Raw genomic sequence first — 17,517 nt, forward strand, 5'->3', positions numbered from 1 at the left:
GCGGGTTGTCGCGTGCGGGTACGAAGAGACGGAGTCGAAGTGAGCGTCGAGGTCACGACCGCCGAACGTGCTGGCGGGTTCCCGCCAGGTGCCCAGGTGTTGGTGCGGGATGAGCAGTGGCTGGTGCGCAAGGCGACGCTGACCCGGCAGGACGGTTGGATGGTCGAGGTCACCGGCGTGTCACCGTTCGTGCGCGGTACCGATGCCGTGTTCTTCCAGCGGCTCGACGACATCCGGGTGCTCGATCCGCGGGAGACCGTCCTGGTCGCCGACGACTCACCGAACCACCGGCGGGCGCGGCTGTTCATGGAGGCGGTTCTGCGCAAGACGGCGCTGCCGCAGACCGAGCACGGGCTGGCCTTGGCCGACGGCTTCCTGATGGACCGCCAGACCCATCAGCTCCGGCCCGCCGAGCTGGCACTATCAGGGCGCAACCCGCAGCCGCGGATCCTGATCGCGGACGTCGTCGGTCTCGGCAAGACCCTCGAGATTGGCATCCTGCTCGCCGAGCTGATCCGGCGTGGCCGGGGCGAGCGGATTCTCGTCGTGACCCCGCAGCATGTCCTCGAGCAGTTCCAGCGGGAACTGTGGACGCGGTTCGCGATCCCGCTGGTGCGGCTGGACTCGTCGGGTATTCAGCGGGTCCAGCGGGAGATACCGGCGGGGCGGAACCCGTTCGCGTACTTCAAACGGGCGATCATCTCTGTGGACACGCTCAAGAGCGACGTATACGCCCACCATCTGGACCACACCGACTGGGACGCGGTCGTCATCGACGAGTCGCACAATCTGCTCAACCGGGGGACGAAGAACAACGACCTGGCGAAGGTGCTGGCCCGCCGGACGGATGCGCTGGTGCTGGCGTCCGCCACCCCGCACAACGGCAAGGCGGAGTCGTTCGCCGAGCTGATCGGCCTGCTGGATGAGGCGGCGATCGCCGACCCGGCGAAGTACGACGTGCAGCGTCTAGAGCACTTATACATTCGGCGCACGAAGGCGTCGGCGGAGGTCCGCGAAGGGCTGCGGGGCGCGTGGGCTGACCGGGGACCGTCGCGACCGGTTCAGGTTCCGGCGACGCCGGCCGAGGTGGCGGTCTTCGCGGAGCTGATCAATCACTGGATTCCCGGCGACGCTGGCGGGGCGTCGGTGAGCACGTCGCAGCTGGTGCCGTACCAGCTGCTCAAGTCGTTCCTGTCGTCGCACCGGGCGCTGCTGGCCACGGTCAAGACCCGACTGCGGACCCTCGACGGAGCGTCGGCCGGTTCGTCGGCCGCCCGGAACCGTGAACGGGCGGCGCTGGTGACGCTGCGGACCCTCGCCGAGCAGGTGCAGGACGAGCAGGCCGCGAAGTTCCAGGCCCTGGTCGCCTACCTCCGCGACCTGGGTATCGGGCCAGGGTCCGACACGAGAGTGGTCGTGTTCTCCGAACGGATCCCGACCCTGACATGGCTGGCCGACACTGTGCCCGGCGCGCTCGGCTTCCCTCGACGACCGAGCCCGGACGACCGGCGGCCGTGGCTCGCCTACGGCGGGGCGACGCAGGTCATGCACGGCGAGGCCACCGCCGACGACGAGCAACGCCGCATCGTGGAACAGTTCGGCCTGCGGGACGACCCGGTGCGGCTGCTGTTCACCGGCGACATCGCCTCCGAAGGCGTCAACCTGCACCAGCAGTGCCACCTGCTCGTCCACTACGACCTGCCCTGGTCGCTGATCCGTATCGAGCAGCGCAACGGCCGGATCGACCGCTACGGCCAGGAGCACCCGCCCCAGTTCGCGGCGCTGGTCCTTACCTGTGACCTGCCGTGGCGCACCGACCCGGCGACCGGCCGGCCGCGGACCCTCGACGACCGGCTGGTCGGTGAGAAGCTCCTTGCCCGGGAGGCCGAGGCACACAAGATCGAAGGTACGGCCGAGGCGGTCACCGGGTTGTTCCGCGCTCAGGAAGAGGAGAACCGGCTCGTCCAGGACCTCGTCGCCGGCCGGACCGTGGAGCAGTCGATCGCCACATCGCGGCAGGGCGGCGTGGCGTTCCTCGCCGGTCTACTCGGCCAGGTCAATACCACACACGACCACCCAGATGTACCGACGGCGAAGGTGCTCAGCCTGTTCGGCTCAACTGAGGACTACTTCGAGGAGGCGCTGCGGCAGGTCTGCCGGCCGAACCCGGAGGACCAACTGTCGCTGCGCCGCGACGACGATGGCACGATCGCGTTCGAGCCGCCACCCGATCTGCTGTACCGGCTGCGGTCACTGCCGAAGTCGTACCTGGACGAGCAGCGGATCATGCCGCACGGCACCGAACCGGCCCGCATGCGGATCACGTTCTCCAAACGGCTCGCCGACGCCCGGCTCAAGGCGGCCCGCGAGACGTCCAAGTCGCAATGGCCGAACATCTCCTACGTCACCGATGTCCACCCGGTTCTCGACTGGCTGACCGACAAGGTGCTGGTCGAGATCGGCCGGCACCAGGCGCCTGTGCTCGCCGCGACCGTGGACCGGCCGGTGTTCCTGCTGCAGGGGATCTACTCCAACGCGCTCGGCCGGCCCACCGTCGTCGAGTGGATGGCCGTCACCGGCCTGCCTGCCGACCCGGACACCGTCACATTGACCCCGGATCTGTTGCAGCAGTACGGGCTCGGGCCGCGCATGCCGGGACGGTCCGTCCCGCGGGATCTGCCCACGCTCACCAAGCTGATCCCGGCCGCTGTCGATGAGGGCCGCCGGTATCTCGGTACCCGTGAGGCCGACTACCGCCAACAGGTCGCCGCTGTCCTCGCCCCGTACCGTGACCGGGTCCAGCAGTGGCGGCAGGACGTGCTGTTCGGCTCACGACCGGATCGGCGCGGCGCCGACTCGACCGCCGACCGGCTGATGCACCTCGCCGCGTCGCTGGAGACCGCCGGCGAGCCGATGCTGCGCCTGCTCGCCGTCCTCGAACCGCAGGAACCGCACACCGACGAGGCCACGGGAGCCGAAGGATGACCGCCGACTTCGACTCGATCACCAATCGTGGCGAGTACTTCACCGCGCACTACTTCGCCGAGGAACTCGCCACCGACCTCAAGAAGGGCCTGTTCACCACTTGGACGGTGCGAGAAGGCGACGAACACGACCCGCGTCGCACACCCAGGGAACTGCTTCGTGGCCTGCGCGGCAGCTACCTCGGTGAGGACGGCCGCGGATACTTCGCCGCCGCAGCGGAAGCCGACGCCGACAGCGGCGCGGACCTGCCCACGTACGGCGACACCGAATGGGTCAAGCGACTGACCGGCTGGCACCAGGACGCGCTCCGCGCCCTCGGCTACGACGCCGCACCCGCCGAACTGACGGTCCACCGCGCCGGGCGGGACCACACCATCACCGTCGCGTACTACGGCCACGACATCGTCGCCCTCGACTGCGGCTGGGTCGCCGACACCGACGCCGCCCTGGACCCCGACGGCGCCGACCGGCTGCTCGCACCCCTGCGGGTCAGCGGCACCGAACGCTACGACACTGGCGCCGCGCTCGCCTCCTGGCTGTTCCAGAGCGAACTCGGCGGCGCGGGCGGCACCCGGCCGCGGTTCGTGCTGCTGCTGCACGGCGGGGTGATCGTCCTCGCCGACCGGCACAGCTGGGCCGAAGGCCGCTACCTCGCCGCGAACCTCGACGCCGCCCTCGAACGCTACGACCGCGGCCAGCACGGCGAACTGGCCACCATCGCCGCCCTGTTCAGCTTCGACCTGCTGCGACCCGGCGACAACGACCGCGCCCCCGGCATCGACGCTCTGCTCAAGGCGTCCACCACGAAGGCGGTCGGCGTCTCCGCGGACCTGCGGCATGGCCTGCAACGCTCCGTGGAGATCATCGCCAACGAGGTCCTGCACCGGATGGCCGAACCGGACAACGACGTCACCCCAGCCGACATCGAGGACCCCCGCGCCCCATTCGCCCGGCAGCTGACTCGGGAGTGCCTGCGCTACCTGTACCGCATCCTGTTCCTGCTCTACGCCGAAGCCCGCCCTGAGCTGGGCATCCTGCCCGCAGACGACGGCAGCTACGAGGCCGGCTACTCGATGGCCCGGCTGCGTGAGCTCGTCGCCCGCGACGAAGAACTCGTCGATGAGCAGGCCAAGCACGGCTTCCACCTGCACGCGTCCCTCGACGTGCTGTTCAACAACGTCAACTTCGGTCACCGCCCGTACGGCACCGAACCCGGCGACGATCAGCCCGGCGATGACGAGCAGACCCGCCGGGAGAAAGCCGAACGGCGCAGCGAAGACCTCGGGCTGCGATTCGAACCGCTGCGCAGCGAGCTGTTCGAACCAGGCGCGATCACCCTCATCGGCACCGGCACGCGCAACCCGCGCAGCGACGACCTCGAACCCAGCTGGTTGGACCTGCGGCTGCGCAACACCGCCCTGCACACGGTGCTGCGTCTGCTCACCATGAAACAGGGCAGCCGCGGTGAACGCGGCGGGTTCATCTCCTACCGCAACCTCGGGATCAATCAGCTCGGCGCGGTCTACGAGGGCCTGATGTCCTACACCGGCATCATCGCCGACGAGGAACTGTGCGAGGTCGCCAAGGACGGCGACCCGAAAGAAGGCTCCTGGCTCATCCCGTCCCGCCGCCAGGACCAGTACCCCGAGAACACCCTCGTCCGGCACGACGAGAACGACGCCCGTCGCGGACTGCGCGGCGTCAAGAAATACCCCAAAGGCTCCTTCGTGTACCGGCTCGCCGGCCGCGACCGGGAAACCTCGGCGTCCTACTACACGCCGGAGTCGCTCACCAAGGTCACCGTCGAGCTCGCCCTCAAGGAACGCCTCGACCAGCACCGCGACAGCGACGGCAACGTGATCCGCACCCGCGCTTCCGAACTGCTCGCCTACCGCATCTGCGAACCGGCCCTCGGCTCTGGCGCGTTCCTCAATGAGGCGATCAACCAGCTCGCCGAGGAGTACCTGCGACGCCGCCAGGACGAGCTCGGCCGCTCCATCCCGACCGGCGACGTGCTCACCGAGAAGCAGCGGGCCAAGGCGTACATTGCCCTGCACAACGCGTACGGCGTCGACCTCAACGCCACCGGCGTCGAACTGGCCGAGGTCTCGCTGTGGCTCAACACCATGCACCCCGGCATGCGGGCACCGTGGTTCGGGCTGCACCTGCGCCGCGGAAACTCCCTCATCGGTGCCCGCCGGGCCGTGTACAGCGGCGACGACATCTGCTCACCGGCGAAAGCGTGGCTCAAACCTAAGGGCGGGCTCGCACCCACTCCCCTGCCGCTGCGCCACGACGACCAGCCCCACCGCCTGCCGGCCGACGCCGTCCACCAATTCCTGCTGCCGAACCCGGGCTGGGCGGCGGTCGCCGGATCGACCGAGGCCAAGAAGCTCGCTCCCAACGACACTCGTTTACTTGCTGCCTGGCGCAAGGGAATCCTGCAGCGGCCGACGCGCAGCGCCACACACCTCAACAAGGACGGCACACCGAAGCTGCACAAGACCACCCGGCAGCCAGTGGCCGAAGCGCCGTCGCAGTTCACCCGGCTACGCGACGCTGCCCGGCGCGTCGAGTTCCTGTGGTCCCTCGTCGTCAAACGTATGGAACTGTCCGAACGCGACATCGCCCGCGGTATCCAGGTCTGGGGCGCCGACCCGGCCGACCCCGAATACGCGTTCACCAGCCCGCCGGAACAACCCGAGTCGAAGGAGAAGGTCCTACGGGACCTCTTCCAGGCGGCCGACACGCCGTACTGGCGGCTGAAGCTGGTCATGGACGCCTGGTGCGCGCTGTGGTTCTGGCCCGCCGATCAGGTTGCGTTGCTCGACGGCAGTCACGGTGAGTACCGCCGTCCCGCCGACAGCGTCGGCCCGGACAGTCTCGCCCGGCTCCTCGGCGGCGTTTCGGTCACCGAGGAGCCACCGATCGAGGCGGCGGTCGACCCGACACCAGTTGCGGCGGCGATATACCGGCCGATGACGCTGTTCCCCGTCGACGGCGAACAGCTGACGCTCGACGACCTGGCGCCTGCCGAACCCGATGCCGAGAAGCCCGCCAAGAAGGCGAACTCAACGCCGCCGAAGCGGAGTTCGAAGCGACCAGCGCTACGACCGGTCATCCCGCTCAAGGACATCAACGACTGGCTCGACTTTCTCGAAGCCATGCTCGGCACCGATGACGCGCCAGGCACCTTCATCGACGGCTGCGACAGTCTCGATGAGCTGAAGAAGCTCGAAGACATTCTGCCGGGATTCATGCGCATGGACACCGCCGACCCCGAGGCCCGCTTCCCATGGCTGCGCGTCGTGCGGGACGTGGCACAGCAGCAGGGTTTCTTGCACTGGGAGCTCGAGTTCGCTCACGTCTTCGCCAGCCGTGGCGGCTTCGATCTCCAGGTCGGCAACCCTCCCTGGGTCCGGCCACGCTGGGATGAGGACGCTGTCCTCGCCGAACACGAACCGTGGTTCAAGCTGGAAGCCGAACCCACACAGGAGGAGAAGGAACGACGACGCGGCCAGCTCCTGGCCGGCAACGAGGCCGAACGATTCGTGCTCGGCGAGCTGACCACCACCACCGGACAGGTCGCGTTTCTCAGCTCGGCACAGGTGTATCCACTGCTGGCCGGCACACAGCCGGACCTGTACCGGGCCTTCATGTGCCAGGTCTGGACGCACGCCTCAGGGTCGGGCACTGCGGGTCTGCTCCACCCCGACAGTCACTTCACCGGTGACAAGGAAGGGTCGCTTCGAGAGGCGGCATACTGTCGCCTTCGACTGCACGGCGACTTCGTCAACTCAGGGCAGCGGTTCTTCCCTCGACCAGTCGGTGACACTGCGCATTTCGGTGTGCACATCTATGGACAACCGAAGGGGATCGCGTTCGATCACCTGTCGTGGCTGGTCTCCACCGATGCCCTGCGGCTCTCCCGCGATCACGACGGATCCGGCGAGATCCCCGGCATCCGTTACCGCAACAGGGAGTTCGACGAGCGTCCGCACCGCAGCCGGGTCGTGCGGGTCACCGAGGACGTGCTCGCGGTGTGGCGGCGGTTGCTGGACGAGGAACACCTGCCACTCGACCAGGCGCGGCTGCTGTTCCCGGTCAGCACCGGTGAGGCGTCGGCGATCGAGGCCCTGGCGTCGTACCCCCTCCGCCTCGGCTCGCTTGATCCTCAGATCTCCGCCGGTTTCCACGAGAGCGGCGCGAAGAAGGCGAGACTCATCGACTACAACCGGGTGGATCCGTCGACCGGTCGGCCGTACCAGCCGCGGTCGTGGGACGAGGTCGTCCTCAAGGGCGTGCAGCTCGGCACGGCCACGCCGGTGTTCAAGCGGCACGACGCCAACAGCAACGACCCGTACGGCTGGGACCTGGTCACGCTGCCGCCGGACTTCGTGCCGGACACCGAGTACGTGAACATCACCGGATCCGTAGAGGCGTACCGCGCCGCCCAGGACCGGTGGATCGACCACGTGGAACTTGCCCGTCTCAAGGCGGACCCGGACGCCGTCGCCGACGCTCGCCTGCGGGTCGCCGCCGCCGACGGAGTACCGGAGTCACAGGCCGATCCGGCCAAGGTCGACGCACTACTCGCCGAGACCTCGAAGCGCGCCTACACAGGCTTCTATCGGGTGGCGTGGCGTCGCCAAATTGCACCAAACACCGAACGCGCACTGTACGCAGCGCTCATACCGCCCGGGCCCGCACATGTCGATGCAGTCCACAGCCTTGCGATGCCAGCAAGCGACATGACTACGCTCGTGACTGGATTCTGGTCCTCGCTGCCGCTGGACTACTTCTTACGCGCAACCGCTCGCAACGACCTTAGGGTCGGGGGCGCACGAGCGATGCCGACGCCAACCCCCGATCATCCGCTCGCGCCAGCGCTGCTGCTGCGGACGTTGCGGCTGAACTGCCTTACGACCGCGTACGCGGACCTGTGGGCCGAGCTGTATGACCCCGCTTGGCAAGAGGACGAGACGTGGGCCTACGACTGGGACGGGCTGCCGCCATTGCACGGCGTCGGCCCGTCGTGGCAGCCGGATACACCGTTGCGGACCGAACGGTCGCGCCGCAGCGCCCTCGTGGAGATCGACGCGCTGGTAGCGGTATGGCTCGGCATGAGCGCCGACGCGCTGATCGCCGCCTACCGGGGACGGTTCCCCGTGCTGCAGAAGTACGAGGCGGTGACCTGGTTCGACGCCGAAGGTTGGAAGCTGGCCGGGAACGCGCGCGCGTTCGGCCAGCGCCAGTCGAAGACCACGTGGCCGCAGTTTCAGGCATACCAGAACGACCGACGCCAGCCGGTGCCGGAGGGGTACACGGCGCCGTTCCATCAGGCGGACCGTGAGCGGGAGATGCGGGCGGCGCACGCCGTGTTCCAGGCCCGTCTGGAGACCGCGACCGCCCGCGGCGAGTGGACACCGATGACCTGGGAGGAGACGCCGTCGTGAGGCCGACGTTGCAGGCGCGGGCGTTGAAGGAGAGCCTGCTGCAGTACCTGTCGACGACGTATGCCCTCGCCGACGAGGGCGCCCGAGAGGCGCTGCACAGGTTCCTCGGCGACGAGACGTCGGGCATGTTCCGCGGACCGTTCCTACGCATCCGCACCCCGTTCACGCTCGCCGAGCCGGGTTGGGAGCAGCACCTGGAGTGGCGGAGGGAGGGCTGGACGCCGTACGCGCACCAGGCTCGGGCGTTCGCCCGCCTGACGTCCGCCAACGGGCACGCGCCGCAACCGACGCTGGTGACGACCGGGACAGGCTCCGGCAAGACGGAGGCGTTCCTCTACCCGGTGCTGGACCACTGTCGCCGCGAGCGCCTGGCCGGCAGGACCGGGGTGAAGGCGCTGTTGCTGTACCCGATGAACGCCCTCGCCACGGATCAGGCCGAGCGGATCAACAAGCTGCTGCTCGGCAACACGACGGATCTCGGCCGGGTTACGGCCGGGGTGTACATCGGGGACAAGGCCGCATTCCCGTTCGAGCGTGTCTCCACTCGCCGGTCGGAGATGCAGCTGTCGCCGCCGGACATCCTGATAACGAACTACAAGATGCTGGACCTGTTGCTCCAGCGATCCGAGGACGCGCCGTTGTGGGAGGGCGCCGACCTTCGGTACGTGGTCGTCGATGAGTTCCACACCTACGACGGCGCGCAGGGTACCGATGTGGCGATGCTGCTGCGCCGGCTAGCTGCCGCGCTCGGCGTGGCGGAGGACGGCCGGCCGCTCGGGTCGATCTGCCCGGTCGCGACGTCGGCGACTCTCGCATCGGCGACGGACGACCGTGCGGTGCAGGATCTCCTTGGGGTGGCGTCCACGGTCTTCGGCACCGAGTTCACCGCCGAGGCGATCGTGGGCGAGGACCGGCTGACGGTCGATCAGTTCATCCCGATGGACTCGCTCGACGACTTCCCGATGCCGTCTCCGGAGCAGCTCCTTGCGCTGCCGGACCCGGCGAGGAGCAGCGAGGCGCTGCTGGACCTGATCGAGGCCGTCACCGGCGTCCGCGACCCGGACGAGTTCGTGCTCGGTGAACGGCTGCGGCGTCATCTGTTCACCAGGGCGGTGATGATCGCCCTCGGCGGTGAGGTGAAGACCAGCGCCGAGGTCTTGCGGCTGATGTGGCGGGCGGGCGCGAGCGGCTGGTCGGAGGCGATCACACGGCAGCCGGAAAGGGCCGCGGAGGCGCTTGCCAGGTTCGTCGCGCTGCTGTCGTACGCCCGTGACCCAACTTCGGCGCCAGGCGAGCCGCGTCCGCTGCTCCACGTCGAGGTGCACCAGTGGGCTCGGGCGGTAACCCGGCTGTTGCGTGGCGTCCTGCCGTGGCCGAGAGCGACGTTCCGGTGGGACACCCCCGGTGAGACTGACGCCGGTGATGTGGCGCCGATCGTCCCGGCCACCACCGCGACGGCCGGGCAGACGGCAAACCTCTTCCTGCCAGCGGTGTACTGCCGGGACTGCGGCCGGTCCGGCTGGGCGGTGTTCTCTCCGGAGAGCGACGACCACGACGTCCAGTTCGACAGCCACAAGATCCGCCGGGCTTCGCTAGGGCAGGACAAGGCCCGGGTTCGAGCCCTGATCGCCGCGACCGACCGGGAGGCCCGGGAGGGTTCCGGTGCGGCGCTGATGGCCGCAAGCGCCCGTAGGCAGGGCAGCTCCTCGGGTGGTGGGGGTGCCGGCGGGACGTTGATGGTGCTCGACGCGGCGCATCAGCGGCTACGGCTGCCCAACCCGGTCGGCGACTACGACCCGGTGACGAAGGAGCCGATGCTGACTGCCCGCGACTCCGCGTTCGTACTGGTGATAGTCGGCGTCAACGGCAACACCGCGGCGCGGGAGGACTGGTGCCCGGCGTGCGGGGAACGCAACGCGATCCGGTTCCTGGGCACCGGCGCGGCGGCGATGGCAGCCGCTGCGATCACCCAGCTGTTCACCGGCGGCGAGCTGGATACGACGCTGCACGAGAACAAGACGTTGATGTTCAACGACTCCGTGCAGGACGCCGCGCACCGGGCGGGATTCGTCGCGAACCGGTCCTACACGTTCTCGTTGCGGGCGCTGCTGGCCAAGCATTTGCGGGCGGACGCCGGTACCCTCCTCAACGACCTGATCGCCGACGTGATCACCGCAACCACCGATGCGGACACGCTCGCCGCGGTGGTGCCGCCCGACCTTCACTCGTTCAAGAGCGTCGACCGGCTGCTGTCTGGCCGGTCGCGGCGCGGCGAGCGGGACACGTGGCGGCTCATCGGGCAGCGTCTGGCGTTCGAGACGTTGATGGAGTTCGGGTTCCGCTCCCGTAACGGTCGCACGCTGGAGCTGACCCGCACGGCGGCGGCGCAAGTGCGGATCGCTGACCCGGCCGCAGCAGCATCGCTGGTGCGGGCGGTGCACGCGGACCTGGACCGTGCTGACCTGGAGATCGTGCCGCAGGAGGATGCCCGCTATCTGGCGTTCCTGCGGGTGTTTCTGGAGCGGTTGCGTAGTCGCGGCGCGGTCGCTCATGACTGGCTGAGCCGGTACATCGATGAGGCCGGGACCAGTCGGTACTTCATCTGGGGTCAGCGGGAGCCGGGCATGCGGGCGTTCCCGTCGCGGGTCGCCGCGCCGGTGTTCCTGCTGGCGCAGCCAAAGGCGAACAGCGAGTTCGACAGCGCCGCCGGCCGGTTGACCTGGTACGAGCGGTGGCTAGGACGTTGTCTCAACGTGCCGCGGGAGTTCGCTCCGGAGTTCTGGAGCCGGCTGCTGCCGGACCTGGTTGGTGCCGGGCTGCTGGCGGTCAGGACACCGAACGACACTTCGGCCCGGGTGTACGGGCTGCGGCCGGGCAACATCGAGGCGCTGCTGCTCGACGACGACGATGTCCGGCAGGCGTTCGTGCGGTGTCCGGTCTGCTTCTGGGAGCAGACGGTCCACCCGGCGCTGCTGGAGCAGTGGCGTGACCAGCCCTGCCCGGCGTACCGGTGCCGGACCGGACGGTTGGTCGCCGGGGACCAGCCGGAAGGGCTCGGCCGGCATCAGCGGGACCGGGACTACACCCGCGACTATTACCGGCGGCTATACCGGGAGGCCGGCACGTACCAGGTGGTCACGGCCGAGCACACCGGGATGCTCACCCGTCCGCAGCGGGAGCGCGTCGAGCGGGCGTTCAAGTCCGGCGACGGGTTCAAGGCGCCGAACGTGTTGTCGTGCACGCCAACGCTGGAGATGGGTATCGACATCGGTGATCTGTCCGCCGTCGTGCTCGCCGCGCTGCCACGTCGGCCGGCGAACTACGCCCAACAGACCGGTCGGGCCGGACGCCGCACCGGCAATGCGTTCCTGCTGACCATTCCGGATCGACGTCGCCGGGACCTGTACTTCCTGGACCGGCCGAAGGACCTCATCGCCGGGGCGATCACACCACCGGGCTGTTATCTGTCGGCGGTGGAGATCCTGCGCCGGCAGTACCTGGCGCACCTGCTCGACCTCGCCGCGGCGGGACGGCTGCTGAGGACTGACGGTGCCCCGTTGCGACCGTTGCCGCACCGCGCGCCCGCGCTGTTCGGTCCGTCCGGGTACCTCACCGACCTGGTTCAGCTCGCCGTCGTGCAGGGCGCCGCGCTGGCCGAAGGGTTCCTGCGGCTGTTCCCCACCGGGGTGACCGCGGATGCGCGGCAGGACCTGACGGCGTACGCGACCCACGGGCTCCGCGCCGCGGCCGAGGAGGCCGAACGACAGTGGCGGCAGGCCGAGGATTCGCTGCGCGCACGGCTCCGCGCGATCGATGAGGCGCACGGCGAACTGCACGACTCAGACCCAGAGCAGGCTCGGCAGCGGGCGGAACTGGATGCCGAACGCAAAGGTGTCGGCCGACGACTACTGCACCTCGGCGACACCCCCGCGCAGAACGCGTTGTGCGACCTCGGACTGCTGCCCAACTACGCGTTGATCGACACGCCGACGACGTTGTCGGCGACCGTCTACGGCGAGGAGGGCATCGACCCGAAGACCGGCAGGGTCGTCATCCGCACCGAGTCGTTCGGCTACCAGCGGCCCCGCCGGATCGCCATCGAGGAGCTCGCACCCGGCAACACGTTCTATGTTAACGGCTACCAGCATCAGATCACCGGCCTGGAGGTCGCCACCGACGGTCGCAAGGAGTGGCTCGACTGGCGGATCTGCCCAGGCTGCGGTTACGTGCGTACCGAGGACGCCGTCAACGACCGGTCCGCATGCCCCCGTTGCCGTAGCCTGCTCATCGCCGACGACGGGTCATGCCTGTTCCAGGTCGTCGAACCGGTCACCGTCACCTCCCGCGACAAACGCGAGGACGCCCGGATCCGCGACGACAAGGACGAACGGGACCGCCGCTCCTACACCGTCGTGGACGCCGTCGACTTCCCTCCGAACGACATCGCGCCCGGGTCGTGGCGGCACGAACGGGAGACCCTCGGCGTCGACTTCTGCCGGCGGGCGTGGATCCGGCGGATTAACGTCGGACCGGCCCGCTTCGACACCCCGGCACGGGATGACTTCGCCGGGCACCAGGTGCGGCTCAACCCGTTCCACGTCTGCACCGGCTGCGGCGCTGCCACCGCCGACGGCCGTCCCGTCTTCGACCACGCCACCGACGCGCTGACATCGTCCGAGGCCCGGAACCCGGCATTGAAGCATCACCGGCCGTGGTGCCCGCTCCGGCGCGGCAAACGCGGCACCGTCACTCAGGAACCGGTGGTGCTGGCGCACCAGCTGCGCACCGAGGCGTTGCGGGTGCTCCTGCCGGCTGCCGCCGCCGACGTCGACGCCCGGGTCCACTCGTTCCGGGCGGCGCTGCGCATGGGCGTCGACCTGCACTTCGGCGGGGACCCGCAGCACCTGGACACCACCGTCGCGTCGATGCCGGACGAGAGCGGCGAACGACGCTGGTTCCTGGTCCTGTTCGACGAGCTGCCGGGCGGCACCGGCTATCTCGATCGGCTCACCCGGCCCGATGAGTTCCGCGACACGCTGCGGGCAGCGTACGACGCGTTGCGCGCCTGCCCGTGCGCCGAGGAGCAACGCCGCGCCTGCCACCGTTGCCTGCACCGGTACATTCCGGAGCATCTGCTCGACGTCGTCTCCCGCCGCACCGCGATCGAGATGATCGAGCCGCTGCTGTTCCACGGCGGCGAGGACGGCTGGCGCACCGAGCCGGTCGCGCACACCGGGCTCGTCGGCCTGGACCGTCAGGTCGAGTCGGACCTCGAAGCCCGGTTTCTGGCCACATTACGGACGTGGGCCGCGATCACGCCGGACGCTGTGCTGGACGAGGACGGGCACGCCAGCGGACACCTGCGCTTCACCGGCAGCACCGACATCGTGCACTGGCGGCTGACGGCACAGCAGCAACTGGCCAGGACCCGCACCGACTTCACGTTCACCCGCGTCGACGGTCCACCGCACAGCGTCAAGGTGTACCTGGAGGGGTACCGGTTCCACGCCACCCGGGACCACAACCGCATCGCCGACGACGCTCAGCGGCGCACTGTCCTGCGCGCGGACGGCCACGCCGTCTTCCAGATCACCTGGCGTGACATCACCCTGTTCGAGCAGCAGCGGACCACCGCCGGGCCGGTCTGGCCGCCGTACCCCGGAGCCGCTCAGGAGCAGGCCAAGCGGACGTACGAACACTCCGGCGGGCAACGCGCCCAGCTTCCCGGGGCGGTGTTCACCAACCCGGTCGCCACGCTCATCGCCTACCTCCGCGATCCGGACCCGGAGCGCTGGGCCCGCCGTGCGGCGGCCCTCGTCAGCGGGTTGCTGGCGGCGCCCGGCACCCAACCAGTCATCGCCACCAGCAGCCGCAACGACCTGACCGCCGCCCTGCACACCGAACTGCGCAGCCCCGACGCGCAGCCGCCGACGGCAGTGACACACCCCGGCGCCACAGTCCACGTCTATCGAGCCAAAGACCTGACTGGGTTGCCGATCGTCGTCGCGCTCGACGCCGCCGATCCCGACCACCTGCGCTGGACGGCGCTGACGGTCCTCGACGACAGCGACACCGCGCTCGGCAGCGACGAGCACCCCGACCGATGGCACGCCTGGCTGTACTGGACCAACCTCACCCAGTTCCTCGCCCACGCCGGCGGCGACGGAGCCCAGCTCGCCACCAGCCAGGCAGCGACGTTCGACGTGACGACATTGGCCGTGTGCGGCGGCGTCGGTGAGCTCGACAGCATTAGCGGCCCCGCCCGCACGGCACCCGAACAGCCCAGGCCACCGGCTGCGGCGGCGCACCGCGACCCAGCCTGGGACGAGGACATCCTGTCAATCCTGCGCGACGAACCGGACGAGTCCCCGCTGCTGCTGCAGCTCGCCGAACTGCTCGCCGACCACGGCAAGCAGGCACCCGTCTTCGGCTACGAACTCGGCACTGGCCGCTGGCTCGTCGACCTCGGCTGGGACAGCAGCACCGTCAAGGTCGCCGTGGTCTACGACCCGAAACCCGGCGACACCGACCAGACCGGACGCCGCGACAAGGCGTACACCGACGAGGGCTGGACCATCCGCACCGCCGCCCAGTGGCTGGACCACCTCGACGAACTCCTCGATCTGATCCCTGACACGAAAGGCACCACGCGATGACCGCCCGGCTCAGCCTGTACCGCAAGGCCGAACAGGAGCTGTATAAGCTCGACCGCGCGGTGAAAGCCCAGTTCTACGACTTCAGCCACCTGTTCCGGAACAACCCCGACCAGCCCGGATTGGACCTGAAGAAGCTCAAGGGCGACTCCCGGATCTACCGCGCGAAGATCAACCAGTCGTACCGGGCGCTGCTCACGCCCCTGGGCGTCGATCCCGACGAAACACAGCACTGGCTCGTCATCGCCGTCCGCCATCGCAAGGACGTCTACGAGGAGCTGCAGGTCGCTGTCAACCGCGTCACCGGCGAGATCGAGTTCGTCGATCTCGCGGTCGTCGGCAGCAGCGCGCTGCGCCGGGCCGGCATCACCCTCACCCCGGCCGAACCTGATTCTGCGGTGCCCGCACCACAGCCGGACCCGGCCACGCCGACGGCCGAACCAATCCTAAGCGGATACACCGCCGAGCAGCTCCGCGCGCTTGGAGTCGCGGAGCAGCTTATCGACCTGGCCCTTGCCGTCACCAGTGACGCCGAACTGGATGAGCTGCTGGACGGTGCGCCGCTGCTGTCCAAGGATGTCCTCTACGGCCTGGCGTCCGGGATGGACATCGACGAGGTACGAACCGAGATCACCGCACCGGTCCAGCTCGACGAACAGCCAGACCTCGGCGATTTCGTAGCGGCGGCAACCCGCACCAAGATCACAGCAGTGGACCTGGAGGTCCAGGCGAAGATCGACGAAGGCGACTTCCGCACTTGGAAGGTGTACCTGCACCCGACACAGGAACGCATCGCCTACAACCACTACAAGGGCCCGGTCCGTGTCTCCGGCGGCCCTGGCACCGGCAAGACCATCGTCGCGCTGCACCGGGTCAGACACCTCGCGAAGCAGCTGCCACCCGGCGACGACAAGCCGATCCTGCTCACCACCTTCACCATGAACCTCGCCACCGACCTGCGGCTGCGCCTGGCGTCGCTGATCGACGACCCGACGCAGCTGGCGCGGGTCGACGTCACCCACATCGACCAGCTCGCCGCCCGGGTCCTCGGCGAGAACGCCACCCAACGGCAGCGCCGGCAGCGCATCGCCGATCAGGTCGCACTGACAGAGCTCCGCCAGCTCCTCGCCGAGCTCGACGAACGACGCTGGGACGCCGACTTCCTGCTGGAGGAATGGGACCAGGTTATCCTCGGCCAGTCCGTAACCAGCCGCAGCGACTACTTTCAGGTCCGACGCGCCGGCCGCGGCAAGGCGCTCACCCGGCCGGAACGCAACCAGGTGTGGAAGCTGATCGAACAGCTCACGGCCCGCCTCGACAAACTCGGCGTGGAAACTTGGGGCCAGGCCGCCGAACGCGCCGCCCGCCACGAGATCGAACGAGCCGTCATGATCGAATCACGACGCGCCGGCGTCATGGACGGCGGCAGCTCCAGCTCCGGACCGCTGACCTACCGCTACCGGCACATCGTCGTCGACGAGGCACAGGACCTCCGCGCCGCGCACTGGAAGATGCTGCGCGCCATGGCCGACCCGACACTGCCCGACGACATGTTCATCGCCGGCGACACTCACCAGCGGATCTACGACCATCAGGTGGCCCTCGGCGCTCTTGGCATCAACATCCGAGGCAGGCGGTCCATGCGGCTCACCCTCAGCTACCGCACCACCCGAGAGATCCTCGCCCGCGCGCTGCTCGTCGCTGACGACAAGAACATCACGTACGACGACCTCGACGACGGCACAGACAACCTCGCCGGATACCGCTCCGTTCTGCACGGCCCGGTCCCCACACTCACCGGTTACGCCACCTGGGAGGAGGAACTCGCCGCCCTCGCCGCCACCGTGTCGGCGTGGCGCGCTGAACTGTCAGTCGGCGACGACGGCACGCCGCGCGACCCAGCGGGAACCATCGCGGTGTGCGTCGCCGATCGCGAACACGTCGATCAAGCCATCACGTATCTCACCGCGAAGGCCGGTATCAGCTGCGCGGAACTGACCAAGGACGGACCGAGCAACGTCGGTGACGTCCACGTCGGCACCATGCACCGGTTCAAGGGTCTCGAGTACCAGAAGCTCGCCATCATCGGCGCAAGCCACAGTGTCCTGCCGCGCCCGGCCGTCGAGCGCTACCGGCGGGACGATCCTGCTCGGTACGAACGCGAACTCCGCAAGGCGCGAGCGTTGCTGTTCGTGGCAGCGACCAGGGCCCGGGACACACTGGCGATCACCTGGCACGGTCAACCCAGCCCACTGCTCGCAGCAGCGCGGCAGGGCGGGGACTCACATGGACTCTAGGAAGCCGCAAAGCGCTGCCCGTGCGGTTGCCTCCTGCTCGATGGCATACCCGCGCACGACGCAACTCTCGGCGAAATCGCCGGTCGGTCGGCCCTGTCGGCCAGTTGCCGAAGTCGGATGCGACTG

At 69.0% G+C, this 17,517-nt stretch carries 4 protein-coding genes; all 4 read left to right on the plus strand.

The genetic code is table 11. From position 1 onward, the window contains the following. The first annotated feature begins 39 nt into the window (after positions 1-39). The 4 genes from ACQP2P_RS11385 to ACQP2P_RS11400 are packed head-to-tail and all read left to right on the plus strand — an operon-like array spanning position 40 to position 17,391. The gene (locus ACQP2P_RS11385) at positions 40-2,985 is read left to right on the plus strand and encodes an SNF2-related protein (protein ID WP_433615370.1); all 2,946 of its coding nucleotides are present in this window, start codon (positions 40-42) and stop codon (positions 2,983-2,985) included. Beyond that, positions 2,982-8,441, plus strand: a complete 5,460-nt coding sequence (locus ACQP2P_RS11390; RefSeq protein ID WP_433615372.1) for a class I SAM-dependent DNA methyltransferase — start codon at positions 2,982-2,984, stop codon at positions 8,439-8,441. Before ACQP2P_RS11385 ends, ACQP2P_RS11390 begins: the two co-directional genes overlap by 4 nt. Next, positions 8,438-15,097 carry a DEAD/DEAH box helicase gene (locus ACQP2P_RS11395; RefSeq protein ID WP_433615374.1) on the plus strand — a complete coding sequence of 2,220 codons (6,660 nt, stop codon included), beginning with the start codon at positions 8,438-8,440 and terminating at the stop codon, positions 15,095-15,097. Before ACQP2P_RS11390 ends, ACQP2P_RS11395 begins: the two co-directional genes overlap by 4 nt. Continuing rightward, positions 15,094-17,391, plus strand: coding sequence for a UvrD-helicase domain-containing protein (locus tag ACQP2P_RS11400; protein WP_433615376.1), 2,298 nt, complete (start codon positions 15,094-15,096; stop codon positions 17,389-17,391). The genes ACQP2P_RS11395 and ACQP2P_RS11400 overlap by 4 nt, the downstream gene beginning before the upstream one ends. Positions 17,392-17,517: the final 126 nt, after the last annotated feature.

Source organism: Dactylosporangium sp. CA-139114, assembly GCF_050955725.1.
Classification (GTDB): Bacteria; Actinomycetota; Actinomycetes; order Mycobacteriales; family Micromonosporaceae; genus Dactylosporangium.